The organism is Citricoccus nitrophenolicus, assembly GCF_047305825.1.
Classification (GTDB): Bacteria; Actinomycetota; Actinomycetes; order Actinomycetales; family Micrococcaceae; genus Citricoccus; species Citricoccus nitrophenolicus.
This window is the reverse complement of the sequence record NZ_CP063070.1, coordinates 3,189,096-3,216,078: the sequence shown is the minus strand read 5'-3', so window position 1 is coordinate 3,216,078 and position 26,983 is coordinate 3,189,096. Positions and strand designations below refer to the sequence as shown.

20 protein-coding genes and 1 pseudogene are annotated in these 26,983 nt (G+C 70.8%); 9 read left to right on the top strand and 12 right to left on the bottom strand.

The annotated features are described in order from the left end of the window. Nucleotides 1-27 precede the first annotated feature (27 nt). Entirely contained in the window at nucleotides 28-3,255 is a 3,228-nt protein-coding gene (locus tag IMT31_RS14605; RefSeq protein ID WP_413543231.1) for an efflux RND transporter permease subunit, read from the top strand. An 18-nt stretch (nucleotides 3,256-3,273) separates the two neighbouring features. Here IMT31_RS14605 and IMT31_RS14600 read toward each other — a convergent pair whose 3' ends face one another. Then, nucleotides 3,274-6,378: an AAA family ATPase gene (locus IMT31_RS14600; protein ID WP_413543230.1), complete on the bottom strand. Its 3,105-nt coding sequence runs from the start codon at nucleotides 6,376-6,378 to the stop codon at nucleotides 3,274-3,276. Beyond that, complete coding sequence (locus IMT31_RS14595; protein ID WP_413543229.1) at nucleotides 6,375-7,670, bottom strand: exonuclease SbcCD subunit D; 1,296 nt, start codon at nucleotides 7,668-7,670, stop codon at nucleotides 6,375-6,377. Before IMT31_RS14595 ends, IMT31_RS14600 begins: the two co-directional genes overlap by 4 nt. 90 nt (nucleotides 7,671-7,760) lie before the next feature. On the opposite strand from IMT31_RS14595, the gene IMT31_RS14590 reads away from it, so the two are divergent. Continuing rightward, nucleotides 7,761-8,870, top strand: coding sequence for an ADP-ribosylglycohydrolase family protein (locus tag IMT31_RS14590; RefSeq protein WP_413543228.1), 1,110 nt, complete (start codon nucleotides 7,761-7,763; stop codon nucleotides 8,868-8,870). Nucleotides 8,871-8,876: 6 nt separating this feature from the next. Here IMT31_RS14590 and IMT31_RS14585 read toward each other — a convergent pair whose 3' ends face one another. After that, nucleotides 8,877-10,376 carry an NAD-dependent succinate-semialdehyde dehydrogenase gene (locus IMT31_RS14585; RefSeq protein ID WP_413543227.1) on the bottom strand — a complete coding sequence of 500 codons (1,500 nt, stop codon included), beginning with the start codon at nucleotides 10,374-10,376 and terminating at the stop codon, nucleotides 8,877-8,879. 195 nt (nucleotides 10,377-10,571) lie between these two features. Between IMT31_RS14585 and IMT31_RS14580 the strand changes: the two genes are divergently transcribed. Next, entirely contained in the window at nucleotides 10,572-11,840 is a 1,269-nt protein-coding gene (locus IMT31_RS14580) for an aspartate aminotransferase family protein (protein WP_345359053.1), read from the top strand. A 5-nt stretch (nucleotides 11,841-11,845) separates the two neighbouring features. Beyond that, nucleotides 11,846-12,392, top strand: a pseudogene (locus IMT31_RS14575) (DUF3830 family protein). Here the strand turns inward: IMT31_RS14575 and IMT31_RS14570 are convergent. After that, complete coding sequence (locus IMT31_RS14570; RefSeq protein ID WP_413543226.1) at nucleotides 12,389-13,765, bottom strand: amidase; 1,377 nt, start codon at nucleotides 13,763-13,765, stop codon at nucleotides 12,389-12,391. The pseudogene IMT31_RS14575 and the gene IMT31_RS14570 overlap by 4 nt on opposite strands. Before the next feature lie 289 nt (nucleotides 13,766-14,054). Here IMT31_RS14570 and IMT31_RS14565 point away from each other — a divergent pair, with 289 nt between their 5' ends. Both IMT31_RS14565 and IMT31_RS14560 read left to right on the top strand, forming a co-directional pair. After that, the gene (locus IMT31_RS14565) at nucleotides 14,055-14,840 is read left to right on the top strand and encodes an Asp/Glu/hydantoin racemase (protein ID WP_345359046.1); all 786 of its coding nucleotides are present in this window, start codon (nucleotides 14,055-14,057) and stop codon (nucleotides 14,838-14,840) included. Beyond that, on the top strand, nucleotides 14,837-15,610 hold the full coding sequence (locus tag IMT31_RS14560; protein WP_413543225.1) for a maleate cis-trans isomerase: 774 nt from the start codon (nucleotides 14,837-14,839) through the stop codon (nucleotides 15,608-15,610). The genes IMT31_RS14565 and IMT31_RS14560 overlap by 4 nt, the downstream gene beginning before the upstream one ends. 32 nt (nucleotides 15,611-15,642) lie before the next feature. Here the strand turns inward: IMT31_RS14560 and IMT31_RS14555 are convergent, their stop codons facing one another. Further along, nucleotides 15,643-16,935, bottom strand: a complete 1,293-nt coding sequence (locus IMT31_RS14555; RefSeq protein ID WP_413543224.1) for a Glu/Leu/Phe/Val dehydrogenase dimerization domain-containing protein — start codon at nucleotides 16,933-16,935, stop codon at nucleotides 15,643-15,645. Between the two features lie 180 nt (nucleotides 16,936-17,115). Between IMT31_RS14555 and IMT31_RS14550 the strand changes: the two genes are divergently transcribed. Continuing rightward, nucleotides 17,116-18,054 carry a LysR family transcriptional regulator gene (locus tag IMT31_RS14550; RefSeq protein ID WP_413543223.1) on the top strand — a complete coding sequence of 313 codons (939 nt, stop codon included), beginning with the start codon at nucleotides 17,116-17,118 and terminating at the stop codon, nucleotides 18,052-18,054. A gap of 163 nt (nucleotides 18,055-18,217) precedes the next feature. Beyond that, on the top strand, nucleotides 18,218-20,038 hold the full coding sequence (locus tag IMT31_RS14545) for a DUF222 domain-containing protein (RefSeq protein WP_413543222.1): 1,821 nt from the start codon (nucleotides 18,218-18,220) through the stop codon (nucleotides 20,036-20,038). A 26-nt stretch (nucleotides 20,039-20,064) separates the two neighbouring features. On the opposite strand, the gene IMT31_RS14540 is transcribed toward IMT31_RS14545, so the two are convergent. From IMT31_RS14540 to clpS, 7 genes are all read right to left on the bottom strand, one after another. Continuing rightward, a complete protein-coding gene (locus IMT31_RS14540; protein ID WP_413543221.1) occupies nucleotides 20,065-21,144 on the bottom strand; it encodes an exonuclease domain-containing protein in 1,080 nt (359 codons plus the stop codon). Continuing rightward, a complete protein-coding gene (gene rdgB, locus IMT31_RS14535; protein WP_413543220.1) occupies nucleotides 21,144-21,827 on the bottom strand; it encodes an RdgB/HAM1 family non-canonical purine NTP pyrophosphatase in 684 nt (227 codons plus the stop codon). Before rdgB ends, IMT31_RS14540 begins: the two co-directional genes overlap by 1 nt. A gap of 14 nt (nucleotides 21,828-21,841) precedes the next feature. Then, nucleotides 21,842-22,615: a ribonuclease PH gene (gene rph / locus IMT31_RS14530; protein WP_345359021.1), complete on the bottom strand. Its 774-nt coding sequence runs from the start codon at nucleotides 22,613-22,615 to the stop codon at nucleotides 21,842-21,844. A 64-nt stretch (nucleotides 22,616-22,679) separates the two neighbouring features. Next, nucleotides 22,680-23,495, bottom strand: a complete 816-nt coding sequence (locus IMT31_RS14525; RefSeq protein WP_413543219.1) for an MBL fold metallo-hydrolase — start codon at nucleotides 23,493-23,495, stop codon at nucleotides 22,680-22,682. Further along, nucleotides 23,492-24,430, bottom strand: coding sequence for a glutamate racemase (gene murI / locus IMT31_RS14520; RefSeq protein WP_413543218.1), 939 nt, complete (start codon nucleotides 24,428-24,430; stop codon nucleotides 23,492-23,494). Before murI ends, IMT31_RS14525 begins: the two co-directional genes overlap by 4 nt. Next, a complete protein-coding gene (locus tag IMT31_RS14515; protein WP_413543217.1) occupies nucleotides 24,427-25,125 on the bottom strand; it encodes a DUF2017 family protein in 699 nt (232 codons plus the stop codon). The genes murI and IMT31_RS14515 overlap by 4 nt, the downstream gene beginning before the upstream one ends. After that, nucleotides 25,125-25,502 carry an ATP-dependent Clp protease adapter ClpS gene (gene clpS / locus IMT31_RS14510; protein WP_413543216.1) on the bottom strand — a complete coding sequence of 126 codons (378 nt, stop codon included), beginning with the start codon at nucleotides 25,500-25,502 and terminating at the stop codon, nucleotides 25,125-25,127. Before clpS ends, IMT31_RS14515 begins: the two co-directional genes overlap by 1 nt. Nucleotides 25,503-25,579: 77 nt before the next feature. Between clpS and IMT31_RS14505 the strand changes: the two genes are divergently transcribed. Beyond that, nucleotides 25,580-26,920, top strand: coding sequence for a nicotinate phosphoribosyltransferase (locus tag IMT31_RS14505; RefSeq protein ID WP_345359006.1), 1,341 nt, complete (start codon nucleotides 25,580-25,582; stop codon nucleotides 26,918-26,920). Nucleotides 26,921-26,983 lie beyond the last annotated feature (63 nt).

Below are 26,983 nucleotides of genomic sequence, written 5' to 3'. Positions count from 1 at the left end.
GGACCCCGGTACCCCCGGACCACCGCGATGGGCAGCCTCGCACGGTTCTCCTTGGCCAATCGGGCGCTCATCGCCCTGGTCACCGTCCTGACCGCGGTCTTCGGCCTCCTGATGGTCGGCCAGCTCAAGCAGGAGCTGATCCCGTCCCTCGAGCTGCCGGTGGTCTCGGTCAGCTCGGTCATGCAGGGGGCTTCCCCCGAGGTGGTGGATCGGCAGGTCGGTGAGCCGCTGGAGACGGCTCTGCAGGCTGTGGAGGACCTCGAGAGCTCCACGTCCACGTCCACCACGGGGCTGAACACGATCGCCCTGCGCTTCGAGTACGGCACGGACCTGAACCGCGCGCGAGCCCAGGTGGACCGCGCCGTGGCGAACGTCTCCTCCCAACTGCCGGACGATACCGAGACGACCTCCTTCGCCGGCTCCGTCTCGGACTTCCCCGTGGTCTTCATGGCCGTTGGCTCCCCGGAACCCGGCGTCGGCCTGAACGAGTTGCGCTCGGAGGTCGAGCGTCTCGCGGTGCCGAGGTTGCAGAAGCTCGACGGCGTCCGCGCCGCCTCGGTGACCGGGGGCACCGACCAGCACATCGCGGTCCTGCCGGACGAGCAGGAGCTGGCCGCAGCCGGACTGACCACCGGTGACATCACCACCGCGCTCGAGGAGAGCGTGGGACTGTTCCCCATCGGCCAGGTCACCGAGGGCACGCTTACGCTGCCCGTCCAGGCTGGGGCCCCCGTCGAGTCACTCGAGGACGTCTCCGGCGTACCACTGGTTCCCGAGGACGGCGCGTCCGTGGACGCCGAGCCGCTGCGGCTGGGCGAGGTGGCCCAGGTCGAGATCCAGGACGGGGAGGCCACCTCCGTCACGCGGACCAACGGCGTGGACACCCTCGGGCTGTCCGTGACGAAGACCCCGGACGCGGACACCGTGACCCTGTCCCACGCCATCAACGAGCTGATCCCGGAGTTGGAGGCCCAGCTCAGTGAGACGGCAGGGGACGCCGGTATCACCGTGGTGTTCGATCAGGCCCCGTTCATCGAGGAGTCCATCAGTACCCTGACCGTCGAGGGCCTGCTGGGGCTGCTGTTCGCCGTGGTGGTGATCCTCGTCTTCCTGACCTCCGTCCGGTCCACGCTCGTCACCGCGATCTCGATCCCGCTGTCCCTACTCGTGACGTTCATCGGCATGCGCGTCTCGGACTACTCGCTGAACATGCTGACGCTCGGTGCCCTCACCATCTCGATCGGCCGCGTGGTGGACGACTCGATCGTGGTGGTCGAGAACATCAAGCGCCACCTGTCCCTGGGTCAGGGCAGACGCACGGCCATCCTGACGGGCACTGGAGAGGTGGCCACCGCCATCACCGCCTCGACGCTCACCTCGGTGGCGGTGTTCGCCCCGATCGCCCTCGTGGGTGGCATGGCCGGCGAACTCTTCCGCCCCTTCGCCATCACCATGACGATCGCGCTGATGGCCTCCCTCCTCGTCTCCCTGACGATCGTGCCTGTCCTGTCCTGGTGGTTCCTGGGCCACTCCGTGGAACGCTCCCGGTCCCGCCACCGCCCGGGACGCCATGCCGAGCCGGGCCCGGCTGTCTGGGGCACCACCGAGACGGAATCCGCTGCGATGGCATCAGACGCTGCGGCATCCGACACTGCGGCATCCGAGTCGACTGGGCCGGAGCCGCCCATGCCGACCGTCGGTCCCGGCCACGCCCGCGGGCCCCTGCAACGTCTCTACCTCCCGGTGCTGCGAGGGACCCAGCGCCGTCCGGCCCTCACCCTCGTGGCGGCCGGCGTCCTCCTGGCCGGAACGGTGGCCCTGATCCCCGTGGTGCCCACGAATCTGCTCGGTGACACCGGGCAGAACACCTTCACCGTCACCGCCACCCAGCAGCCCGGGTCATCGCTCGAGGAGACCTCCCGGGCCGCCGGTCAGGTGGAGGAGGTGCTCGTGGGCCTTGAGGGGGTCCAGGACGTGCAGTGGACCGCCGGTTCCGCAGGCTTCATTCCGGGGATGACCGGGAGCTCGGACGAGGCCACGTTCACCGTGCTGACGGACTCCGGCGTGGACCAGGAGGCACTCCAGGACCGGGCCCGCAGCGGGCTGGAACGGCTCGAGGGCGCCGGAGAGGTCTCCCTGTCCACGGCTGGCGGCATGGGCATGTCCTCGGATGTCGAGATCGAGGTCTCTGCCCCGTCACCGGCGTCGCTCGAGCGGGCCACCGAGGAGGTGGTGCAGGCCGTGACCGGGATCGAGGGAGTCGCCGAGGTGACCTCGAACCTGGCCGCGGCCCGGCCGACGTTTCAGGTGGAGGTGGATGCGATGGCCGCCGCCGAACAGGGTCTGACCGAGGAGGCCGTGGCCGGTCAGGCGGCCGCGGCGCTCAACCCCGTCCCCTCCGGCACCGTGCGCATCGACTACACCGACTACCCTGTGCTGATCGGCGAGCCCGAGGAGATCACCACGCTCGAACAGCTCCGCCAGGTCCAGGTCATGACACCCAGCGGACCCGTTGACCTCGCGGAGCTGGCAGAGGTCTCCCGGCAGGAGGTGCTGTCTTCGGTGACGTCGTCGAACGGAGACCGGATCGCCGTCGTCTCCGTGACACCGTCCGGAGATGATCTCGGTGCTGTCTCGGCCGCCGTCGGGACAGCGCTGGATGAGCTCGGGATGCCTGAGGGGACCACGGCCGCGTTGGGCGGCGCGGCCACCCAGCAGGAGCAGACCTTCAATGACCTGTTCCTGGCGCTGATCGCGGCTGTGGCGATCGTCTACGTGATCATGGTGGCCACGTTCAAGTCCCTGCTGCAGCCACTCATCCTGCTGGTCTCGATCCCGTTCGCCGCCACCGGGGCCATCCTGCTGCTGCTGACCACCGGCACCTCACTGGGGCTGCCCTCCCTGATCGGCATGCTGATGCTCGTGGGGATCGTGGTGACGAACGCGATCGTGCTGATCGACCTCATCAACCAGTACCGTCGGCAGCCCGGCCACACCCTGGTCACGGCCCTGGAGCACGGCGCCCTGAACCGTCTGCGCCCCATCGTGATGACCGCGCTGGCCACCATCCTGGCCCTGACCCCGATGGCCCTCGGACTCACCGGGCAGGGTGGCTTCATCTCCCAGCCACTGGCCATCGTGGTGGTCGGCGGCCTGGTGTCCTCCACACTGCTGACCCTGATCCTCGTGCCGGTCCTGTACCGGCTGCTCGAGGGCCCGCTCGAACGGCTCCGGGCCCGGAACGCGGCCGCGTAGCGCCGGGCCAGTGAGCCGCTACGCCAGGTCCGGCACCCGGACCTGCAGGTGGGAGCCCTGCTTGGTCTTCTGCACCTCCAGCCGGTAGCCGATGTCCTGTTTCATCCTCTCCACGTGGCTGACGATCCCGATGGTCCGGCCCCCGGCCTGCAGTCCGTCCAGCACGTCCATGACGTCGGCCAGGGTCTCGGAGTCCAGAGACCCGAACCCCTCGTCCACGAAAAGTGTGTCCATGTCGATGCCGCCGGCCTCGGCCTGGACGGTGTCCGCCAGTCCAAGGGCCAGCGCCAGGGAGGCCATGAAGGTCTCCCCGCCGGACAGGGTGGCAGCGGAGCGCTCGTCCTCGGTGAACCGGTCGAAGACCGTGATGTCCAGCCCGCGCACGCCCCGGCCCCGCGCGGCATCGTCATGGCGCAACTCGTAGCGGCCCTGCGTCATCCCGAGCAGCCGTTCGGTGGCGGCGGCCACCACCTCCTCCAGCCGGCCGGCCAGCACGTAGCCGCCCAGCGTCATCCGGTAGGAGTTCTCCCCCGCGCCCCGGACCAGCCGCAACAGTCCCTCGGTCTCCTCGTAGGCCGCCAGTTGGCCGGCGGAGCGTTCGCCCACCTCAGTGAGCACCCGGGTCTGCCGTGTCACGAGCCGGTGCAACGACTCGAGTGCCCCCGTGGCCTCGGCCGCGGCGTCTCGCCGCCGCTCCGCCTGTTGGACGGCCTGGGCGTGGGCGGCGAGTTCTGTCTCCGACGGCGCCCCGGCGCCCTCCTCGGTCAGCGCCCGTCCCCGGACCACTGCCTCGCTGGTGGCAAGCTCCATCAGGGCTGCCTCTTCCCGGTCCCAGTCCCGCAGGTCGGCGCGTCGCCGGGCCTCGGTCTCGCCGGGCAGCAGCGCCGCACGCATCTGCTCCACCGAGGCGAAGGAGCTGCCCGTGATCTCTCCGTCGAGCAGCTCCTGTGCCTGAACGGCCAGGCTGGACTGGGTGGCTTCCCGCTGCACGGCGGTGCGTGCTGCCTTCACCAGGGCCCGGGCAGCCTCCAGTTCGCGGCGCACCTCGGCCAGAGAAGGATGCTCGCCGAGGGACTCGGTCACCGACTGGCGGAGCTGCCGGATCGTCTCCATCGTGGCAGTGAGCCGGGTCTGCGCCCCGGCGAGTTCCCCGCGCGCGGCCTGCGCCGCCACGGCCCGGCGCTGCTGGTCCTGCTCGTTCTGGGTCAGGGCGGTCCGTGCCACGGTGAGGTCCTCGGCCGCCTGGCGGGCGGAGGCCAGGCGGGCGCTGGCCTGGCTGCGGGCCTGATCCGCTGCTTCAGGCGTGAGTCCACCGGCGGCCAGTCTGCTGGCCTCGGCGGTGGTACGGGCAGCAGCCACTGCCTCCTCGGCCTGACGCCGCAGGTCCGTCCGTTCCTCCATCTGCCGGCGCGCCGAGTCCTGGGCCGCCGCGGAGATCTCCGCCCCGCCCGGTGCCGCCGGCGCGGGATGCGTCTCCGACCCGCACACGGCGCAGGGCGAACCCTCCTTCAGCTCTTCCGCCAGCAGCGACGCGGCCCCGGTGAGCCGCTGCTCCACCACCCGGTGCCAGGCGTCCACCGCGGCCTGTGACCGGTCCGTGGCACTCCGCAGGGCTTCCTCGGACTCGGTCAGGGCACGGTGGTCCCGATCATGGGTCAGGGAGGCCTCCCACCGCTCCGTGGCCCGGTCCAGCTCCTCCTGGGCGGCGTCCTGACCACCCGCCGGGGCCGCGAGGTCCTCGAGGCGTTGCTGCAGACCTCGGTGGACCTCTGCCAGCCGTTCCCGTTCATCCTCATCGGCCTGTGCCTGGAGCGTGAGCCGCTCACTGTCCTCCAGCAATCGCTGCTCGTCCGCCTCCGCCGCGGCCAGCGCCTGGGCATCCCGTTCACGGTCGGCGAGCCGGTCCAGCTCCCGCTCGGCCCGCTGCCGCAGGGCATCGAAGCGGATGGTGAGCTCTTCTGTGGAGGGCTCGGTGGGACGCTCCTGGGCCCCGTGGTCCCACTGAGCGCACAGCGGATGCTCGAGGGCGTGCGCGGCCGACTCCCGCACGGCCTCCGAGGACTCCTTGGCGGCGGCCACAGCCGCCGCGGCCTCGGTGGCACGGCGTTCCAGCGGCACCGCTTCCCGGTGACGCTCCACGGCCACGCGGTCGGCCGCCGCCTGCTCTCTCCGCTCCTGGTGCAGCGTGGACCGAGACTGCCACGCCTGAGCCGCCTGGAGGTCCTGCCGGCGTCGCGTCAGTCGCTCGGCATCGGTCTGGGCCTGGGCCAGGGCCGCTGCCGCCTCACGGCGCTCCTGCTGCCCCGCCTCCACAGCCGTCCCCACCGCGGCGAGGGCCCGCTCGGCCAGGACCGTGTCCGTCCAGGCCTCCTCACCCTCCGGCTCGCCTTCGTCGAACACGGCGTCGCCAGCCGGCTCCCACCAGTCCTCCCCCAGTGACTCCCGCACAGCGTGGAGCAGGTCCTGCCGGGCGGTGTCCACAAGGTCTCTGTCGCGCTGGACGGACTGGCCCACGGCTTTGAGCCGGTCCGCCAGGGAGACCTCGATCCCGTCGAATCGGCCCGTGCCGAAGAGCGTGCGGAGCAACGTCTCCTTCTCCTTGGACTCGGCACGCAGGAAGTGGGCGAACTCCCCCTGGGGCAGCAGGACCACGCGCATGAACTGCTGGGCGTCCAGGGACAGCTCCTGGCGCAGCAGCTGTCCGATCTCATCGGCCCGCACGGAAACCTCCTGCCACGAACCGTCCCGGTACTCCCGAAGGATCGCCCCCGCCTTCTCCTCAGTCAGGGTCACTCCCTCCGAGTCCTTGCGCTGACGCTTGGCCACGCGGCGGTACCGAGGCCACCGCAGCACCTCGAAGCGGCGGGAGCGGATGGTGAAGTCCAGCAGCACCTCGGGTCGGGTCCCCAACGGGGACTGCGTGCTCGCCAGCGATTCCGGGCTACGGCCACCGGGTACGGAGCCGTACAGGGCAAAGCAGATCCCCGCCAGCACGGTGGACTTCCCGGCTCCCGTGGGCCCGTCGAGCAGGAACAGCCCGGCCTCGTTGAGGGTGGCGAAGTCAACGCCTTCCCGGCCGGCGAAGGGGCCGAATCCACTCAGCTCGATCCGGTGGAGCCTCATGCGGCACTCCCCTCGCCCTGCTCGGTCCGGGACCGGCTCTCATCCAGCGCTGTGTCCAGCAGCTCGGCCTCGGACGCCGTGGCGGGTCGCTGCCGGACGTGCTCCACGAAGCCGGTGCAGACCTGCAGGTCCGTGGTGGCGGCGGCGAGCCGGGCCGCGTAGGTGGAGGGTGCCGTGGCGGTCACGCCCTCCGGGTCCAGGATGAAATTCAGCAGCCCCTCGTACCGCTCCTTCAGCCGGCGATAGGCCTGGGGAGGACGTACCTGGTCCGTCACGGTGATCTGACACCAGCGGTCCTCGGCCCAGGCGTACTCCGCACCCTCCAGCAGGTCTTGGATCCGGCCGCGCAGCACGGCCAGTCTCCGGCCGGAGGAGAAGTCCACGGGTTCCACGTCCGTGACCCGCCCGCTCGCCGTGCGCACGAGCCACCCTCCCTTGGTGTGATCGGCCTCGGAGAACGAATAGGGCAACGGCGAACCGGAGTACCGCACCGTCTCGGCCAACCGCTGGCGCCCGTGGAGGTGCCCGAGCGCGGCGTAGTCCACGCCCTCGAACACGGTGGCCGGCACTTGGCCGAGGGTGCCGACCAGCGGCTCCCCCGCCTCCGTCTCCGCGGGCCGCTCGGCCCCGATGTCACGCTCACTGTCCGAGCCGGCGCCCCCGGCGGCAAAGAGGTGGGCCATGACGATGATCGCCGTGTCCGCACCAGCTGCCGTTGCAGCTGCCGTGCCAGCTGCCGTGCCTCCACCCGGTCCCTCATCTGGTTCCCCGAGGGCATCCCCCTGGGCGCCGAAGCGTTCGGCGGCGTCCTCGCGGATGCGCCGAACGGCCTCGGCGGTGACGGCTGGGTGGTTCGGCTCGACGTCCCAGACCTGCCCGGCATGCCGCGGCTCGAGGTACGGGATCCCATACACCGCCACGGTGCCGCCCTCCGGGTCCGGAAGCACCACCGGCAGGTTGAGCCCGTCCATCCGCGTGCGCACATGCACCCCCGCGGCGCCCATCAGGTGGCCACCGAACCCCAGACGAATGGCCGAATCGTGGTTGCCACTGGTCAGCACCACCCGCGCCCCGGCGGAGACGAGGTCTGCCAGGGCGGCGTCCAGCAGCTCGACTGCGTCCGCCGCGGGCAGCGCCCGGTCATAGACGTCCCCGGCCACGAGGACGAGGTCAACGCCACGCTCGCGCACCGTGGCCACCATCTGGTCCAGCACCTCGCGCTGGGACTGGAGCATGCCGGTGCCGTGGAAGGACCGGCCCAGGTGCCAGTCCGAGGTGTGCAGGATCAACATGCCTCCCACGCTAGCGGGCGGTCGAGACACGCAAGCCACTTGTCCACAGTTCGCCACGGCCAGGACCGCGGGATCCCTACTATGGAGTACATGAGCGATTCCCCCGCGCCCCAGCCCGTCCTTCCGGCCGACCCTCCGGCCTATGCCTCCCGGGTGCTGGGCCTGTTGGCCGGCGGCGCAGCGGGTGATGCCCTCGGGTACACCGTGGAGTTCTCCTCCCTGGAGCAGATCCGTGCCGACTACGGGGACGCCGGACTGGCCCATCCGCTCCAGGTCCCCGCCATCCGTGCCGGGGGTTCGATCCCGGTCAGCGATGACACGCAGATGACCCTGTTCGTCCTGGACGGGTTGCTGGACTGGATCGAGTGGGCCAATGAGGGATCCATGGCGGATCCTGCCGCCAGCGTGTGGCTGTCCTGCCTGCGCTGGTACCGCACCCAGACCGGTGAGGTCCCCGAGGGCGCCCCGCAGCCCCCCGTGCGCTGGTTGGACGCCCATTCCGAGCTGAACGTGCGGCGGGGACCGGGCAACGCCTGCCTGACCGGGCTGTCCTCGCCGGACATGGGCCTGCCGCATCAACCGCAGAACCCGGACTCGAAGGGCTGCGGCACCGTGATGCGCTCGGCTCCCTACGGCATGGTGCCCGGTCTCGAGGACCACCTGGTGGTCTCCCTCGCCCGCCAGGGAGCGGTACTCACCCATGGGCACCCGGCGGCCTGGACGGCCTCCTCCGCCTTCGCGCTGATGGTCTCGCGGCTGATGTCGGGCCACGGGTTCGCCGAGGCCGTCGCCGCGGCGCTGGACTGGCTGGACACCGTGGCCGACGACGGTGGCACGGCCGCCGCGGTCCGCGCCGCCGTCGCTCTGGCCGGGCCGGCGTCACGGCCGGGGGGCCCGACGGGGGTGCTCCCCGCCGAGCTGGGCGAGGGATGGGTGGCGGAGGAGGCCCTGGCCGTGGCCGTCTATTCCGTGTTGGCGACCGGCGGGGAGTCCGCGCAACCCACCACCCATTTCCGCGCGGCGTTGCCCCTGGCCATCAACCACGGCGGCGATTCCGATTCCACCGGCGCCCTGGCGGGTCAGCTGCTGGGTGTGCACTACGGCATGACGATCTTCCCGGACGGCGCCGTGCCAGCGTGGCTCGGGGAACGCAGGGTCATCGCCGAGGCGGCCGATCGGTGGACCGCCGCCACGAGCTAGCGGCCGTCACAGGCCGACGCTGATGTACTTGGTCTCGAGGAACTCGTCGATCCCCCCGAAGCCTCCCTCGCGGCCCACCCCGGACTCCTTCACTCCGCCGAAGGGTGCCGCGGGATTGGACACCACCCCGCGGTTGAGCCCGACCATGCCGGCCTCCAGCGCGTGGCTGACCCGGAGACCCCGGGCCAGGTCCGTGGTGAAGAGGTAGGAGACCAGGCCATACGGGGTGTCATTGGCCACCGCCACGGCCTCATCCTCCGTCTCGAACGTGGAGATCGCGGCCACGGGCCCGAAGACCTCCGTACTGCACAGCTCCGCCTCCGCCGGGACGTCCGTGAGGACGGTGGCCGGGTAGAAGTGTCCGGGACCCTCGATCCGCTCGCCGCCGAGCCGGAGGCGGGCACCACGTCCCACGGCGTCGCCCACGAGCGCGGTGACCTTGTCCACGGCCCCGGCGTTGATGAGCGGCCCCACCACCACGCCGTCCTCCACCCCGCGGCCCAGGGGCAGCTCCGCCATGCGGCGGGTGAGCCGCACGGCGAACTCCTCGGCCACGGAGTCCTGGACCAGGATGCGGTTGGCAGCGGTGCAGGCCTGTCCGATGTTGCGCATCTTCGCAGCCAGGGCGCCCTCCACGGCGGCTTCCAGGTCCGCGTCCTCGAACACCAGGAACGGGGCGTTGCCACCCAGCTCCATGGAGGTCCGCATGACGGTCTTCGCGGCCAGCTCCAGCAGGGACTTGCCGACCTCCGTGGACCCGGTGAAGGACAGCTTGCGGGAGCGGGGATCAAGGATCAGGGGCGTCATGACGTCATTGCTGCGGCTCGTGGTGACCACGTTCACCACGCCGTCTGGCACCCCCGCGCGTTCAAGCACCTCGGCGAGGGCCAGGATGGACAGCGGGGTGTGGGAGGCCGGCTTGATCACGGAGGTGCACCCGGCGGCGAGCGCCGGGCCGATCTTGCGGGTCCCCATGGCCAGGGGGAAGTTCCACGGGGTGATGAGCAGGCACGGCCCCACCGGTTCGCGGGCCACGAGGAACCGTGAGTCGCCAGCCGGTGCCGTCATGTAGCCGCCATCGATGCGCACGGCCTCCTCGGCGAACCAGCGGAGGAACTCGGCCGCGTACGCCACCTCGCCGCGAGCCTCGGCCAGCGGTTTGCCCATCTCCAGGGTCATGATCAGGGCCAGCCGATCGGTCTCCTCGACCATGATCCGGTAGGCCCTGGACAGGATCTCACTGCGTTCCCGCGGTGGCGTGGCCGCCCAGTCCTGCTGCGCGGCCGCGGCCGCGTCCAGGGTGGCGGCGGCCTCCTCGGGGCTGGCGTCCGCCACCTCCGTGAGGACCTCTCCCGTGGACGGGTCCTGGACGGGCATCCTGCGGGCGGTGGCGGTCCACCTCCCGGCGGCGAACAGTCCGGTGGGGACGGAGGCGACGGCCGAAGACTCCCGTTCTGACTGGTCCCGTTCTGACTGGCTCAAGGGCTGGCTCGTGGACTGGGTCATGGTGAACTCCCGCCTGATGGATCCTTGCCGGTCAGCCCATCGTAGAAGTACTGTCAACAGCCAATGGCGGCCAGCCACTGCACACCGGCACCTCAGCCCCTACGAGTACCAGAACGAGTACCAGAACGAGTACCAGCACAAGTACCAGCACGAGCCACAGCATCTGAATCAGCACGAGCATGGGAGGCCCCGACGATGACCGCGTTGTCACCCCACCTCAAGCAGGCCACGTCAGTGGTGGTGGACCACGGACAGGGCAGTTGCCTCTATGACGCTGAGGGACGCCGCTTCCTGGACTTCACCGCGGGGATCGGGGTGGTGAGTACCGGACACTGTCACCCTCGCGTGGTCGAGGCGGCGCAGGAACAGGTCGCCTCACTGATCCACGGCCAGTACACCACCGTCATGCACCGTCCGCTGATCGAACTGACCGAGCGGCTCGAGGCCGTCCTGCCGCCGTCCCTCGACTCGCTGTTCTTCGCCAACTCCGGCAGTGAGGCCGTGGAGGCCGCCCTCCGCCTGGTGCGCCAGGCCACGGGACGGCCGAACGTGGTGGTCTTCCACGGCGGCTTCCATGGGCGGACGGTGGCGGCCTCCGCCATGACCACCTCCGGCACCCGGTTCTCCGCGGGGTTCAGCCCCCTGATGTCCGGCGTGCACGTGGCGCCCTTCCCCACGGCGTACCGCTACGGCTGGAGCGAGGAGGAGGCCACCGCCTTCGCCCTGAAGGAGCTGGACTACCTGTTCGCCACCGTGACCTCTCCCCAGGAGACGGCCGCCTTCATGGTGGAGCCCGTCCTCGGGGAGGGCGGCTACATCCCGGGCAACACGGAGTTCTTCGCCGGGCTGCGGGAACGCGCAGACCGGCACGGCATCCTGCTGGTGATGGACGAGATCCAGACGGGTTTCGGCCGCACCGGCCGCTACTTCGGACACCAGCACTTCGACGTGCAACCAGATGTCATCACCATCGCCAAGGGCATCGCCTCGGGGTTCCCGCTGTCCGGGATCGCCGCCTCCGAGGAGTTGATGTCCAAGGCGTGGCCGGGGTCCCAGGGGGGCACCTATGGCGCCAATGCGGTCTCCTGTGCGGCCGCCGTCGCGACTCTGCAGGTGATCGAGGAGGAGGGTCTCGTGGCCAACGCGGCCGAACGCGGGGCCCAACTGCTGGCTGGAGCCCGGGACGCGGCGAACGGCTCCGGTGATGGACACGGCATCGGGGACGTCCGTGGGCTGGGGCTGATGGTCGGAAGCGAGTTCACCACGGCGGACGGCGAGCCCGATCCGGAACGGGCCCGAACCGCCCTGAAGGTGGCCGCTGATCACGGTCTGCTGATGCTGACGTGTGGGGCGTACATGAACGTGGTGCGGATGATCCCGCCGCTGGTGGTCACCGCCGAGGAGATCGACGAGGGACTGGCCATCTGGTCAGACGTCCTCGCCGAGACCCGGACCGGGCCCTGAAGGACGTGGGGGTCCCCGGCTCCGGACAGGTCGAGCAGGAGACTCGGCACCTGGTCCTGACCCTGGCCTCCCGCGGGGTCTCCTGCCGCGTCCGGCTGCTCGATGATCTGGCCCCGGCCACCTGCGAGGCCGTGTGGCGGGCACTTCCATTGGCCGGGGATGCCTTCCACGCGAAGTTCGCGCGCAACGAGGTCTACACCCTGGTCCCGAGGATCCCCGGTGCCCCCCCGCCGGGAGAACCCGACCGTCACACCGATCCCCGGGGACGTCTGTCTCTTCGACTTCGAGCCGTGGGAGATCGGCAATCCGGCCTTCGGCTACGAGCCCGAGACCGCGGCGCACCACAGCCAGGGGGCCACGGACCTGGCCCTGTTCTACGACCGGAACAATCTGTTGTTGAACGGTGACGTCGGATGGGTCCCGGGGAACGTGTTCGGCGCCGTCGTGGAGGGCGGGGACGGACTGGTCGGGCTGGCCGGGATGGCAGCAGCCTGCAATGACCTGTGGCGCAACGGCTTCGCCGGGGAACGCCTGATCTGGGAACGGGGCTAGGCCAACAGCTGCTCCACGAACCGGCCGGCCGCCAACACCAGGTCGTCGGAGTGCCGCGGACCCACGATCTGCAGGCCCACGGGGCGTCCGTCCGGTGTCGTGCCCACGGGGAGGCTGAGGGCCGGCTGCTGGGAGAGGTTGAACGGGAAACTGAAGGTGGCCCACTGCGGCCACCGCTGCAGGCCGCTGCCCGGTGGCACCTCGTGGCCGGCCTCGAACGCCGGGATCCCCACGGTGGGGGTCAGCAGGAGGTTGTGCTCCTCGTGGAATGCGCCCATGGTGATGCCCACCTGGGCGGCCACGTTGCGTGCCTGGAGGAATTCCACGGCGCTGAACCGTTCTCCGCGGTCCCACACCCGCCCCAGGCCGGGATCTACCGACTCACGTGCCCCCGGCATGGAGTCCAGGAGGGTGGCGGCGCCCGCCGCCCAGAGCACCTCGAAGGCCTCGATCGGGTCCGTGAGTCCAGGATCGGTCTCGGTGACGTGCAGGCCCGCCGCCTCGATCCGCCGGACGGCATGGTTCACGACGGCGGCCACCTCGCCGTCCACGTGCGCGTACCCGAGGTCCGGTGAGAAGGCCACGTGCAACCCGGCCACCTCCCGGTTCAGTTCACCACGGAAGGTGCGCTGGGGTGGGGCCAGGGACGTCGGGTCGCGGTGGTCCGGAAGCGCCAGGATGTCCATCATCAGGGCGGCGTCATCCACGGTGCGGGTCATGGGGCCGGCATGGGCCAGGGGGCCGAAGGGGCTGGCGGGAAACAGGGGGATCCGTCCGTGGGTGGGCTTGAAACCCACGATCCCGCAGAAGGAGGCCGGGATGCGGACGCTCCCGCCGCCGTCGGTCCCCACGGAGACCGGCCCCAGGCCCGCCGCCACCGCGGCCGCCGAGCCGCCCGAGGATCCGCCGGCGGTCAACCGGTGGTCCACGGGATTGCGGGTGATGCCGTGCACCGGGCTGTCCGTGACGGCCTTCCACGCCAACTCCGGGGTGGTGGTCTTGCCCAGGAACACCATGCCGTCCGCACGGAGCCGGGCCGCCACGGGCGAGTCCACCTCCCACGGCTGATCCGGATCGATGGCCTTGGACCCGCGCAGGGTGGGCCAGCCCTTCGTCAGGAAGATGTCCTTGATGGAGACCGGGACCCCGTCCAGCAGGCCCTGGGGATGGTCCCGGTGCCATCTGGCCTCGGACTGGCGGGCCTGATCCAGTGCCGCATCCGGGTCCACCAGGCAGTAGGCACCGAGCCCGTCCTGCCCGGGGTCGATCTCGCCGATGCGGTCCAGGATGGCGGTGGTGGCCTCCACGGGCGAGAGTTCCCGGCTGGAGTAGGCGGCCACGAGCTCGGCGGCGGACATCTGCGTGGGGTCCATCTGAACCTCCCGGGTAGTCGATGGTGCTTCAGTGCCGGCACGGCGTTGCGGCCGATCAGGTCCCCGCATTATGCGGGGTTGATCTGCGGGGATGGAAGGGGCGCGGCGCGCTCCCGGCTCCGCCGGCCCCCGAGGTGCCGAGGGCGCAGCCGGACCATGGTCCGCGAGGCGGCGCAGCCCCTATCATTCAGCCATCCTCTCCACCGGGCCCCGGCGAAGCGACCCTCGCGTCCGAAGGAACCCGAGCTTCCGGTGGGCCCGCCCCGGAGCAGAAGGCGAGGTGGTTCCCGTGGACCTGCACGATCCACACCTGCGCAGTCCAGACCTGAGTGACCACGCGTTCGACGGTCCCGTGGTGCAGCGCGGCATCGGCATCATCGCCCCCTTCGACCTGGCGCTGGAACGGGAGCTGTGGCGATGGACGCCCTTGGACGTCAGCCTCCATCTGGCGCGGACCCCCTTCGAGCCCGGGCCGGTCAGCCTCGAGATGGCAGAGTTGGTGTCCGAGCGCAGGCATGTCCAGGCGGCCACGCGGGACGTGCTCGGGGTGGACCCGGAGGTGGTGGCCTACCTGTGCACCTCCGGCAGCTTCATCCACGGTCTGCGTCACGAGGAAGGTCTCCGGCGATCCATCCTGGAGGCCGGGGCACCGAAGGCGGTCACCACCTCCGGCGCCCTGGCCGAGGCCGTGCGCGATCTGGATCTGAGGAGGGTCTCGGTGATCACCCCCTATGACGCTGACCTCACGGACCGCCTGGTGGCCTTCCTCGGCGAGTTGGGGGTCTCGGTTCCGCGGCGCCACCACCTGGGCCTGGGCGGGGGCATCTGGAGGGTCAACTACCGCACGGTGGCCGAGCTCATCCTGGCCGCGGATACCCCGGACGCACAGGCGATCTTCGTCTCCTGCACCAATCTGCCCACCTACGACATCATCGAACCGCTGGAGCGCCGGCTGGGCAAACCGGTGCTCACGGCCAACCAGCTCACCGTCTGGGCCTGCCTGGGCCGCATGGGACTGCCGATGGTCGGCCCCGGGCGTGGTCTGGCCGGCGTCTTCACGGAGGGAACCGCATGATTGCCCCGTCCAACGGCCACCCGGCCGCCGTGCCGTCCGGCCGGCCGGCCGTCGTCGGGATCATCTACCCGGGCCATGCCGCGGAGGACGAGTACCCTGCGGCAGCGGTTCGTCTCGGGGTGCACCTGCCGGTGGAGCACGTCTACGGCACGGACCTACACGCCGTTCCCGAATTGCTGGAGCTCGGCAGCCCGGACCGGCTCGCGGCGGGGGCCCGGAGGTTGATGGCGCGGATGCCGCCCGGGGAGCTGGACGCCCTGATGTGGGCCTGTACTTCGGGGAGCTTCGTCTACGGCGCTGAAGGGGTGCCGGGGCAGGCCGAACGGCTGGCGGCGGTGGCCGGTGTGCCCGCGGCCAGTACCACGCAGGCGTTCGCGGCCGCACTGTCCGCGCTCGGCATCGGCCGGGTGGCCGTGGCGGCCAGCTACCCGGCGGACGTGGCGCAGCTCTTCGTCGACTTCCTGCTGGCCTCAGGCGTCCGCGTGGAGGCCCTGGGCAGTGCCGGGATCGAGACCGCGGCCGGCGTCGGCAGACTCAGGGCCGATCAGGTGAGGGACCTCGCCACTCGGAACGACCATCCGGCGGCCGACGCCCTGCTCATCCCGGACACGGCCCTGCACACGCTGGGCGTGGTGGGTGACCTGGAGGCCCGGCTGGGCAAGCCCGTCCTCACGGCCAACCAGGTGACCCTCTGGCAGGGCCTACGCCTCGCCGGGGTCACCGCGGCCGTCCCGGGGTGGGGGACGCTCTTCGACGGCGCGTCAACGTAGTCGAGGGGGAACACCGCGGGGGCCTCGCCCGGTCAGGGGATCGTGATCTCCCGGCCCGCGAGCGCCTCCAGGTTGGCGGCGGCGAAACCCCAGGCGCTGCGCCGCGGCACGGTGTGATCGGTCCGCCACGCGTCCATCATGTGGGCCACCTTGCCGCGCATCTCCGTGCGCAGACGGTTGAACGAGTCCTGTGGGTCCGTGCCCACCTGGCCCTGCAGCAGCCACCAGGCCCAGGCGGCGGCCCCGGCATTGGCCACGAAGTCCGGGACCACCGGAATGCCGCGCACCGCCAGTCGTTCCTCCGCCGCCGGCGTGGTGGCGGAGTTCGCTGCCTCGACCACCACGCGGGCGGAGACGTCCGCCACCGACTCCTCGCGCAGTGCATAGGAGACGGCCGCGGGGACCAGGATGTCCACGGGCACCGTGAGCACGGCGTCCCGTGGCAGAACCTCGACGTCGGCCGGCACCGTGGCCCGGTCGATCTCGCCATAGTGGTCGCGCGCGGCCAGCAGGGCGGGGATGTCCAGCCCGCGGGGGTGGAACAGTGTGCCGGCAGCGTCGGCGATCGCTGTCACCCGCACTCCGGCCTCATGCAGGTACCAGGCGGCACCGCCGCCCATGGTCCCGATCCCCTGGATGGCCACCGTGGTCCGTTCTGGATCCGACCCCAGGGCCGCCGCCGCGCCCAGGCAGGCCTGCGCCACCCCGTAGCCACCGATCACGTCACCGAGGGGCAGTCCGTCTCCGTCCCGGGCCGCCAGCCCCTCGCGGACCCGGGCCAGGGTGGCCGCAGGATCCGGCGAGCGCAGCATCGCCGCGTGGAACGACTGATCCAGGCCCAGCCGGGTGAAGACCACGTCCAGGTCAGACTGTGCCACGCCGAGGTCCTCAGCCGTCACCCAGGACCGCTCGAGCCAGGGGCGCAGGTCCGCGAAGAACCGCTCCAGGACGCCGAGCGCCCCCGGGGAGCGGGGGTCCAGGTCCACGCCGGCCTTGGCGCCGCCGACGGGGAGCCCGAAGGCCGCGGTCTTCGTGGCCATGCAGCGTGCCAGGTCCGCCACCTCGTCTCGGGTGCATCCGGAACGCATGCGGGTGCCGCCGGTGGCCAGCCCGCCGACAAGCGTGTGAACCACCAACCACCCCCGTGCGCCGGTGACCGGGTCCGTCCAGGCCACCTCGTGCGCCGCCGGGCGGTCGAAGGGGTCGGTGCGTGTGTAGGGCTCGGTGCGCTGGGCGACATCGATGCGGGGAACCGTGCCGGTACCGGAGACGGGGCTGGGGCCGAGCGGTGTCCGGCCGTCGCCGGGATTGTGTGTCAGGGTCATGTCCGCCACCTCCATCATCGGTGCGGCTGGTCCGTGATTCCGGTCCGCCGTGCTGGTTCCTGTGTCCTTCCAGCGTGGACGGCGTGGCCCGCCGCGTCCATCGACGGTTCCTGAACGGTGTCCTGCAGGGAAGCTGCAAGGTCTCCCCCGTCCAGCAGGTCGGCACCTATGCTGGCGCGCATGGAGTTGTCGTTGCGCCGGCTGAGGATGCTACGGGAGCTACACCTGCGCGGCACCGTGACGGCGGTCGCAGCCACGTTGCACTACAGCCCCTCCGGTGTCTCCCAGCAGTTGGCGCAGCTGGAACGGGACGTGGGAGCGCGGCTGGTGGAGCGCCACGGACGGCGGCTGCTGCTCACCGATCTCGGACTGGTCCTCGCCGAGCACGCCGAGGAGATCCTCGGGTCGGTGGACCGGGCCACCCTGGCGCTGGAGCAGGCTCAGGACGGGGTCAGCGCCCGTCTGACAGCCGGCGTCTGGGCCTCGGTGGCCTCGAGTCTGGTGCCACCGGCCCTGTCGGCTCTCGCGATCGACCACCCCGGAATCGTGGTCCGCACACTGGAACTGGACCCCGAGCAATCGGCCAGCGCGGTGAAGGACGGCACCCTGGACCTGTCCTTCGTGATCGACTACTCCGTCACGGCGACGCATGCGGAGCCGGGCCTGTCCCAGACACTGGTGGCCGTGGAACGCCTGCATGCGGCCGTGCCGGCGGGGATGATCCCCACCGAGACCGTGCAGCTCTCCCAGTTGGCGGACTATCCGTGGATCCTGGCGCCGGCCAGCGATCACTTCGGCCACGCCGTCCGCACGGCCTGTCACCAGCACGGATTCGAGCCCAGGATCGTCCACACCGTGGCTGAGCAGCCCACGGCCCTGGCCATGGCGGCTGGCGGCCTCGGCGTGAGTCTGGTGTCCGATCTGGCGTTGGAGTTGCTCCCCGTGGGGGTGGACATCATCGCCCTCCGGGAACCGGTGATGCGCACGGTGTCCATCGCCTATCGCACGACTCCCATGCCCAGGCATTCACTGCATCTGGTGATCGACTCCTTCCGACGGGCTGCGGCTGAGAAGGGGTTGGCTGCTGGGCCGGCCGCCTCCTCCTCCACCACGGACTGACCTCCCTGAGTCATCCACAGCAGTCGGGCCCGACCTTTATCGCGTCCGCCCCGTGTGTTCGAATATATGTACGAGAACGAAGCCGTGGGTCGGGCCGGAGCATCGGAGCGGACCATCGGAGCGGTGGAAGGCACCGAGGACCAGCAGGAAGGAGGACCCGGCCATGGCAGTTGATCCCCGCGACGGCGTGGGCCGTCCGGACGGCGAACGTGATCTCGGTGACCTGACCACCACCGAGGTCCTGGCCATCGCCCGCCAGGCCGTGGATGTCCTCGCCGTCCGGCTGTCCGGGCCCACCACCCTGGACGCCTTCGAACGGGTCGTCCCTCCCCCGCCCGACCTCGGGTGGGGCAGCCTGGCGCCCATCGCTCCGGGCGAGACCGCCCACGGTCCCGATTTCGTGGCACCTCCCCCGTTGTTCGCCCAGGGTTCGCTGCCAGTCATCCACCGGGAGGTCGAGGACCTGGGCCGGGTCCTCACTGCCGTCCACACGGCTCTGGCCGGCCACGCCCAGCAGGCCCTGGAGGACGGCGGCCTCCGAGAACCGCTGCTCGGCATCCCCGGAGGCGCACGGCCCTTCCGCGACGCCCCGGACTGGATGGTCCAGACCCTGCGCATCGCACGGCCGGAGGCGCGGAGGCGGATCAGGAGGGCCCGGCAGATCCACCCACCGGTGCCCGAGCCCTCCGGCCATCGGCGGGAGCCTGCCTGTCCCATCCTGGCCGAGGCATTCCTGCAGGGAAAGGTGGACCCGGCCTCCCTGGACCTCATCACCCACGCACTGCAGGAGACCTGGAAGGACGCGGAGGCAGGCGGCGCCTCGGGACAACTCACTCAGAGGTGGCTGACTGACGGCGAGGACATGCTGACCGGTCAGGCTGGCGTTCTGGATGCCGAGTCGATGCGTCATGCCTGCGCCCGCTGGCGCGAATGGGCTCAACACACCCTGAATCCCGACGGGGCCGAGCCGTCCGACGCTCTGCCGAACGTCCGCCAGGGACTCACCTACCAGGGCAAGCGCCGTCAGTTCCACCACTGGAGGATCGTGGCGGATGACCTGCAACACGAGGTCCTCAGCACCATCGCCGGCGCCGCCACCAATCCCCGGTCGAAGATCTCGAACACCGCGAGGGACACGGAGGACTTGGAAGTCACGGCGGACTCGGCGGACTCGGAAGTCGTCAAGGGGAGCCCCTGGGAGGGTGCAGCCAGTCTCGCCACAGACCCCCGCTCCCGGCACCAACGGCAACTGGACGGCCTGACGTCCGCCCTGCTGGGCGCCCTCACCATGACAGATGGCAACGGACTTCCCGATTCCGGCGGCGGCCGGCCCGTCGTCATGGTCTCGATCGACTACGAGACCCTGGCCGGCCAGTGGAGACAGCACCCTGCCCGGCACCAGACGACGACTTCGCCTCCGCCGGGACCGACGTCTCCACCCGGCCTCGCAGAGCCACCTGGACCCAGCGGACCAGCCGGGCCACCCGGACCACCGGACCGATCCGAACCGCCGGAGCCCTCAAGCATCGGAGCACGGGAGAGACTCCCGTTCAGTCTCGGGAACCACCAATCCGAGGCAGCGTTCACCGGGCCGATCAGCCCGACGACCATCCGGGCCCTGGCCTGCGACGCAGACCTGATACCTGTGGTCCTGGGCGGCGCCGGGCAGGTGCTGGACGTGGGGCGCACGCAACGGCTGTTCCCGGCTCGGCTCCGCCGGGCGGTCACCGCGCGAGACAGAGGTTGTGCTGCCCCAGGGTGCACCATGCCCGCACCCTGGACCGAGGTCCACCACATCCAAGCGTGGACACGGGGCGGTCCCACCAGCGTGGAGAACGGTGTGCTGCTCTGCAGCCGCCACCACCACGCCGTGCACGCCGGTTCCTGGGACATCACCCTCGAGGACGGCATCCCGTGGTTCGTTCCGGCGCCCTTCATCGACCCGTTCCGAACACCCCTGCGCAACCACTACTGGCGGCCCTGATGTGAGACAGCCCGCGGCCCGATGGCCTACCCCGCGGCTGCGGGCCAGTTCCCATCCAGCATCTGTAGGAACTCCGGCTCCGAGACCAGTTCCACGTGCTGTCCCTGCCGGCTGCGCGTCAGGGCATCACGGGTCTTCCGGTGGCCCATGGCCCCACCACGCACGGCGGAGTTCAGGTCCTCCACGCGGAAGCCATCGCCCACCACCAGCATGCTGGTCTGGGCATTGACCCGGCTCGCCGGCTGTGCGCCCCACGCGGCAGCACGGTTCTTGGCCTCCTGCCGGGGCATGCCCAGGTTCCCGGTGAACACCACGGTCTGGCCGTAGAGGGGGTGCGCTGGGTCTGCGTCCTCCGCTGGCTCCGGGTTGGTCCCTTCGTCCGGCCAGTGCATCAGGTCCGGCAGCCGAGCGGCGTGGGGCAGGTTCACCGACGCATCGAACACGGGGCCAAGCCCCCGAGCCTGCCGGGTCGCACGGGATTCCGGCCCGGTTCCCGCGGGGCGGGACTCGAGGTGGCGCAGCCGGGCCCCGGCCAGGCCCAAGAGGCCGGCCAGACCGGACTCCAGCACGCTGCCGTCCGCTGCCTCCCCTGCCGCAGCGGCCCGGCGGCCCACCGCGTCGATCATGATCCAGGCACAAGCCTCCGCGTCGGCGAGCGCGTCGTGGTGGTTCACCAAGGGATGTCCGGCCTCGGCCGCTGCCATCGGCAGGGCATAGGACGCCAGGTCATAGGTACTCCGGGCCATCACCAACGAGCAGGCGTAGTCCAGGCGCGGGATGTCTCGACCGGAGACCTCGAGGGCTGACTCGATCACGCCCATGTCAAAGCCGGCGTTGTGCGCCACCAGGGGATCCGTGCCGATGAAGTCCGCCAGGTCATCGAACACCTCAGCGAACCGGGGCGCGCCGGCGACCTGCTCGGGCGTGATCCCGTGGATCCCCACGTTCCGTGGATCGAAGCGATCGAATCCGGCCGGCGGACGCATCAGCCAGTGCACACGCTCCACGGGCCGACCGTCCCGTACCCGCACCAGTCCCACCGAGCACGGGGATCCGCGAAAGCCGTTGGCCGTCTCGAAGTCCAGCGCGGTGAAATCAAGCGCCATCAGCGCCCTCCGGCGCCGAGAGGCCCGCCAGCCGCACCACCGGAACCGGCACCGTCTGCACCTGCCGCCAGGAGCCGCACCAATTCCGGCCGAAGCTGACGGAACGCCGCACCACGGTGGCTCATGGAGTTCTTCGCCGCGGGATCGAGCTCTGCCACGGATTGGTCCATTCCATGGGGCTGCAGGATCGGGTCATATCCGAAGCCGCCGGCCCCCCGTGGCTCCGTCAACAGTGTCCCGGTCAGGAACCCCAGTTCCACGTGCTCCGCTCCGCCGGGGGCCACCACGGCCGCGGCACAGATGAAGGCGGCACTGCGGTGCTGTGGCCGGACATCGGCCACCTGATCCAGCAACAGTCGCAGGTTGGCGGCGTCATCGCCGTGCCGGCCGGCCCACCGAGCGGAGAAGATCCCGGGGGCGCCCCCGAGGATCTCCACCGAGAGACCGGAGTCGTCGGCCACCGCCACCAGACCCGTATGGCTCGCCACGGCATGCGCCTTCTTCAGGGCGTTCTCCGCGAAGGTCACGCCGTCCTCCACCACGTCCGGGGCGCCCACCGCCGCCGCGTCCACCACCTGGGTGTCGACGTCAAGACCGGGGATCTCGCCGCGCAACAGCTCACGGAGCTCGCGGAGCTTGCCCGGGTTCCGGGTCGCGAGCACCAGCCGCGGTGCCGCGCCCACGGATCCAGGGCGGCTCACTGCTCGCCCGCCAGGGTCTCGTTCTGGATGCGGGCCAGCTCGGCAGTCCCCTCGACGGCCAGGTCGAGCAGCGAGTCGAGCTCGGCCCGGTCGAACGGCGCCCCCTCTGCGGTCCCCTGGACCTCCACGAAGTCCCCGGACCCGGTGACCACCACGTTCATGTCCGTCTCGGCGCGGACATCCTCCACATAGGGGAGGTCCAACATGGGGGTGCCGTCGATGATCCCCACGGACACCGCCGCCACGGAGTCCTTGAGCGGCTGGGAGGAGGCCGGCATGATCTTCTGGCCCTTCGCCCAGGCGATCGCCTCGGCGAGGGCCACATAGGCGCCGGTGATCGAGGCGGTGCGTGTGCCGCCGTCCGCCTCCAGCACGTCACAGTCCAGCACGATGGTGTTCTCCCCGAGTGCCTTGAGATCGATCACGGCGCGCAGCGAACGGCCGATGAGACGGGAGATCTCGTGGGTCCTGCCGCCGATCTTGCCCTTCACGGATTCACGCGCCGAGCGGGTGTTCGTGGCCCGCGGCAGCATGGCGTACTCAGCGGTGACCCACCCGGTCCCCTCGCCCTTGAGCCAGCGGGGAACCCCCTCGGTGAACGAGGCGGTGCACAGCACGCGGGTGTTGCCGAACTCGATCAGCGCTGACCCCTCGGCCTGCCGTGACCAGCCGCGGGTGATGCTGATGGGACGTAGCTCGTTGACGGCTCGTCCGTCCTGGCGGGTGGTGTTCGCGGGCAGGCCGGTGGCGCCGGAAGTCGTTGAGGTCATGCCCGCCATCCTACCGAGGGGCTCGGACGGGCTACGACCTGCCGGGCCGCGCGGTGCGCACGGGCTAGACCCGGTAGGTCACCCCGGACACGGCCACGGCCAGGTGGCCCGGGTAGGTCTCCCGCGCCTCCACCGAGGCGGCCAAGGGGTCCGTCCACACGGGGAGGTGGGTCAAGAGCAGACGCCGCGCGCCCGCGTCTGCGGCCATCTGCCCAGCCCTCCTGCCGGTGAGGTGGACGCCCTCGATTCCGTCATCCCGGCCCTCCTGGAAGGCCGCCTCACAGAGGAACAGGTCCGCATCCCGGGCGGCCTCCACGAGCTCATCGCACGCGTCCGTGTCTCCGGAATACGTCAGGACTCGGCGCACGGTCTCACCGTCCGGGCCGGCCTCAGCCGACTCCACGCGCAGTGCATAGGCCTCGTCGATCGGGTGCCGCACGGGGAATGGAGTGATGGTGAACGGCCCCACGGTCACGGGCTTCAGGGCCTCCCAGTGATGGAAGTCGAAGTCCGGGTGCATCCCGGGATCCGGGTCCAGCCCGTACGCCACGGCCATCCGGTCCGCGGTGTCCACCGGCCCGTGCACGGGGACGTGGATGCCCTTCCAGCCGTAGGGGTTCCACCGGATGGCCACGTGCAGGCCGCACAGGTCCATGCAGTGGTCCGGATGCAGGTGGGAGAGCAGCACGGCGTCGATGTCATCCAGGGCCATGTACCGCTGAAGCGTCCCAAGGGCGCCGTTGCCCAGGTCCATGATGACCCGCCAGGTCTTGGTGCCGGTCCCGTCCGGGGTGGGCCCCTCCGCCGTGATGAGGTAGCAGGAGGCCGGCGATCCCGGGCCGGGGAAGGACCCGGAGGAACCGATGATCGTGAGTTTCACCCTGCCACCGTACCGGACCCGCTGTGGGTCCGTGCGGCCTCGACCATCTCCGGGGTGATCCGGGCCAGCACGCCGGTCGGATAGCGCTCGGCGATGTGGTCCACGTGCTGGACGCCGCCCACCTCGGGACCGAGGAAACGCCTCGCCAGCACCTCGAACTGGCGGGCGTCACCGGTGGCCATGAACGTGTGGGCCGGCACCGGTTCCGCTCCGGTGTCCCCGGGCCGGACAGGACCCTCGAGGCCATGCCGGACCAGGGCACGGTAGACGTCCTTGGCGGTCTCCTCGGCCGAGGACACCAGGGTCACGTGCTCCCCCATGACCAGGGAGATGACCCCCGTCAGCAGCGGGTAGTGGGTGCAACCCAGTACCAGGGTGTCCACGCCGGCGGCCTGCAACGGGGCCAGGTATCTCTCCGCGGTGGCCAGCAGCTCGGGGCCCGTGGTGACGCCGGCCTCCACGAACTCCACGAACCGTGGGCAGGCCACCGAGGAGACCTCGAGGTGCGGCGCCGCGGCGAAGGTGTCCTCGTAGGCCCGCGAGCCCACCGTCGCCTCGGTCCCGATGACCCCGATCCTGCCGTTGCGCGTGGCGGCCACGGCCCGGCGCACGGCGGGTTGGATGACCTCGACCACCGGGATCCCGTACCGCGCGGTGTACCGCTCCCGGGCGTCCCGCAGCACTGCCGCCGAGGCGGAATTGCACGCGATCACGAGGACCTTCACGCCGGCGTCGACCAGCTCGTCCATGATGCCCAGGGCGAAGGCGCGCACCTGGGCGATGCTCCGCGGCCCGTACGGCCCGTTGGCGGTGTCCCCCACGTACGCGATCTGCTCGCCGGGGAGCTGGTCGATGATGGCGCGGGCGACCGTCAGGCCGCCGACCCCGGAGTCGAAGACTCCGATGGGGGCGGTCGGCAGGGGTGTGGGGCTCATGGTGCCTCCGGCAGTTGCGTGGTCAGGGCCAGCATGAGGGTCTCCAGCAGCCAGGTGGTGAAGTTGTACAGCAGGGCCATGTAGGACTCGACGTCCGTGGCGGCGGACCAGTCATCGACCGTGTGCACGCGCTCGGCGTCCTCCTCCGAGTCGATGCCCAACCGTGCCGAGAGCACCAGGCGCACGTCATTCAGGGCCCGGCTGAAGGACACAGCCTCCGCCTCCTCCAACACCAGCGGGTTCACCTGCAGCGCGGCCACGGCTCGCTGCAGGTCGGCTGTCTTGGACCGGCGCACGCTGTCCTCGGTCAGCGCGCGGAACTCTCCTGCTGCGGCCTGTTCGGCCGGGGTGTCTCCGTGGACCCCGGGCGGCAGCAACCGGGCCAGGGCCTCGTCCGGCGGCGCCTGGCGGTGGGGCGTGGCGGCGGCTTCGGAGGGCACCGGGCCGTCGTCGGCGCCTCCCGATCCCGCCTCACCTTCCGTGGCAACGAACGTGGCACCGAACGGCCCCAGTCCGGCGACGATGTCCCAGAACGGGTCCTCAGACGCTCCGGTCGGGTCGACCACCGGCCGGGGCTGCTCCTCGGCGTCCAGCAACTGGATGACGTCTGCGAACAGGGTGCGCAGCAGGCGTCGCTCGGCCTTCTCCAGGTCGGCTGTGAACCCCTTGGGCGTGCTCTTGAAGGCGCGGGCCATCAGGCGCCCTCCCCCTGGCTCTGCTCAAGGGTGGCCCACAGCCCGTATCCGTGCATGGCCTGCACATGGCGCTCTGACTCCTCGCGCCCGCCGGACGCCACGATCGCCCTGCCGTCCTGGTGGACCTGGAGCATCAGGGCATCGGCCTTGTCGCGGGAGAAGCCGAAGTAGGAGCGGAAGACGTAGGAGACGTAACTCATGAGATTGACGGGATCGTTCCACACGATGACCTGCCAGGGCCGGTCCGCGGCGGCCCGCGCGTCAGCATCGGCGGCGGTCGCCTCCCGCTCCAGGACGTCCGTGCCGGTGCCGTCCCCCACGCCAGGGGCGCCGGGCGCCTGACCCGGGAGATGACGGGATTCGATGGTCAAGAACATGGCGACCAGTCTACGGTGGCATCCGCCTCGGCCCGGCCGCCGGGACCCGCCGGGCCACAAGTTGTAGGGTGAGCCTCGTGACCGCCCAGATCCCCACCGGCGCCCCCGGTTGGCTACTGCCCACGTCCCTGTTCACGGACCACTACGAATTGACCATGCTGGAGGCCTCCCTGAAATCCGGGGCCGCCCATCGGCGCAGCGTCTTCGAGGTCTTCGCGCGACGCCTGGCCGAGGGGCGGCGCTACGGCGTGGTGGCTGGCACCGGACGGCTGCTTGAGGGGCTGTCCGCCTTCCGCTTCCGCTCGGAGGAACTCGACTTCCTGGCCGATCACCGGGTGGTGGGAGATGAGACCCTCCAGTGGCTGGCCGACTTCCGGTTCTCCGGCAACATCTACGGCTACGCCGAGGGCGAGGCGTTCTTCCCCTACTCGCCGTTGCTGCAGATCGAGTCCACCTTCGCCGAGGCCTGCATCCTGGAGACATACCTGCTCTCGGTGCTGAACTACGACTCCGCGGTGGCCTCCGCCGCCTCCCGCATGACCTCGGCCGCCAACGGTCGCCCCTGCGTCGAGATGGGGTCCCGTCGGATCAACGAGGAGTCGGCCGTCGCGGCCGCACGTGCCGCCGCGATCGCCGGCTTCACCGCCACCTCGAACCTCGCAGCGGGGCTGCGCTATGGCGTGCACACGGTGGGGACGGCGGCCCACTCCTTCACCCTGCTGCACGATTCCGAGCGGGAGGCCTTCGAGGCCCAGGTCGCCGCCCTCGGCCGGGACACCACGCTGCTGGTGGACACCTTCGCCGTGGAGGCCGGCGTCCGCACAGCGGTGGAGGTGGCCGGGACCGAATTGCGCAATGTGCGCCTGGACTCGGGCGACCTCGTGGAGCAGGCACACTGGGTGCGCTCACTGCTGGACGATCTCGGCAACCGTCAGACCGGCATCATGGTCACCTCGGACCTGGACGAGTACGCCATCGCCCACCTGCAGTCGGCCCCGGTGGACTCCTATGGCGTCGGCACCCGGCTGGTCACCGGCTCAGGCGCCCCCACCGCCTCCATGGTCTACAAACTCGTCAGTCGGCAGGACGGAGCCGGCAAGTGGACGGACGTGGCGAAGGCCTCCTCCGGCAAGGCCTCCGTGGGCGGCCGCAAGTCCGCCTCGCGCCAGCTCAACGCCTCCGGGCAGGCCACAGCGGAACTGATCGGCGTCAACCGTCCGGCCGGAGCCGACGCCGACGACCGCCCCCTCCAGCACACCTTCATGCAGGATGGCGAGCTGATGCCCGGCTGGACCGGTCCCGAGGCCGTGATCCGGGCCGCCGATCGGCACCGGGCCTCACGTGCGGAGTTGCCCGCCGCAGTGCGTAGACTGCAGCCCGGCGAACCGGTGATCCCCACCGTCTTCGCCGACGAGTGACACCGCGTCGGGCCCCGTCCCGGCGGATCAGTACCCAGACCCCTTTTGAGAACAGGAAAGATC

Bases quoted from the DNA above. Each gene is read 5' to 3' on its own strand.
- rph (WP_345359021.1), bottom strand. From the start codon at position 22,615: ATGACCTCAACGACTTCCGGCGCCACCGGCCTGCCCGCGAACACCACC.
- IMT31_RS14545 (WP_413543222.1), top strand. From the start codon at position 18,218: ATGGCAGTTGATCCCCGCGACGGCGTGGGCCGTCCGGACGGCGAACGT.
- IMT31_RS14560 (WP_413543225.1), top strand. From the start codon at position 14,837: ATGATTGCCCCGTCCAACGGCCACCCGGCCGCCGTGCCGTCCGGCCGG.
- IMT31_RS14600 (WP_413543230.1), bottom strand. From the start codon at position 6,378: ATGAGGCTCCACCGGATCGAGCTGAGTGGATTCGGCCCCTTCGCCGGC.
- IMT31_RS14590 (WP_413543228.1), top strand. From the start codon at position 7,761: ATGAGCGATTCCCCCGCGCCCCAGCCCGTCCTTCCGGCCGACCCTCCG.
- murI (WP_413543218.1), bottom strand. From the start codon at position 24,430: ATGAGCCCCACACCCCTGCCGACCGCCCCCATCGGAGTCTTCGACTCC.
- IMT31_RS14570 (WP_413543226.1), bottom strand. From the start codon at position 13,765: ATGGACCCCACGCAGATGTCCGCCGCCGAGCTCGTGGCCGCCTACTCC.
- IMT31_RS14585 (WP_413543227.1), bottom strand. From the start codon at position 10,376: ATGACCCAGTCCACGAGCCAGCCCTTGAGCCAGTCAGAACGGGACCAG.
- IMT31_RS14540 (WP_413543221.1), bottom strand. From the start codon at position 21,144: ATGGCGCTTGATTTCACCGCGCTGGACTTCGAGACGGCCAACGGCTTT.
- IMT31_RS14580 (WP_345359053.1), top strand. From the start codon at position 10,572: ATGACCGCGTTGTCACCCCACCTCAAGCAGGCCACGTCAGTGGTGGTG.
- IMT31_RS14555 (WP_413543224.1), bottom strand. From the start codon at position 16,935: ATGACCCTGACACACAATCCCGGCGACGGCCGGACACCGCTCGGCCCC.
- clpS (WP_413543216.1), bottom strand. From the start codon at position 25,502: ATGTTCTTGACCATCGAATCCCGTCATCTCCCGGGTCAGGCGCCCGGC.
- IMT31_RS14605 (WP_413543231.1), top strand. From the start codon at position 28: ATGGGCAGCCTCGCACGGTTCTCCTTGGCCAATCGGGCGCTCATCGCC.
- IMT31_RS14515 (WP_413543217.1), bottom strand. From the start codon at position 25,125: ATGGCCCGCGCCTTCAAGAGCACGCCCAAGGGGTTCACAGCCGACCTG.
- IMT31_RS14550 (WP_413543223.1), top strand. From the start codon at position 17,116: ATGGAGTTGTCGTTGCGCCGGCTGAGGATGCTACGGGAGCTACACCTG.
- IMT31_RS14595 (WP_413543229.1), bottom strand. From the start codon at position 7,670: ATGTTGATCCTGCACACCTCGGACTGGCACCTGGGCCGGTCCTTCCAC.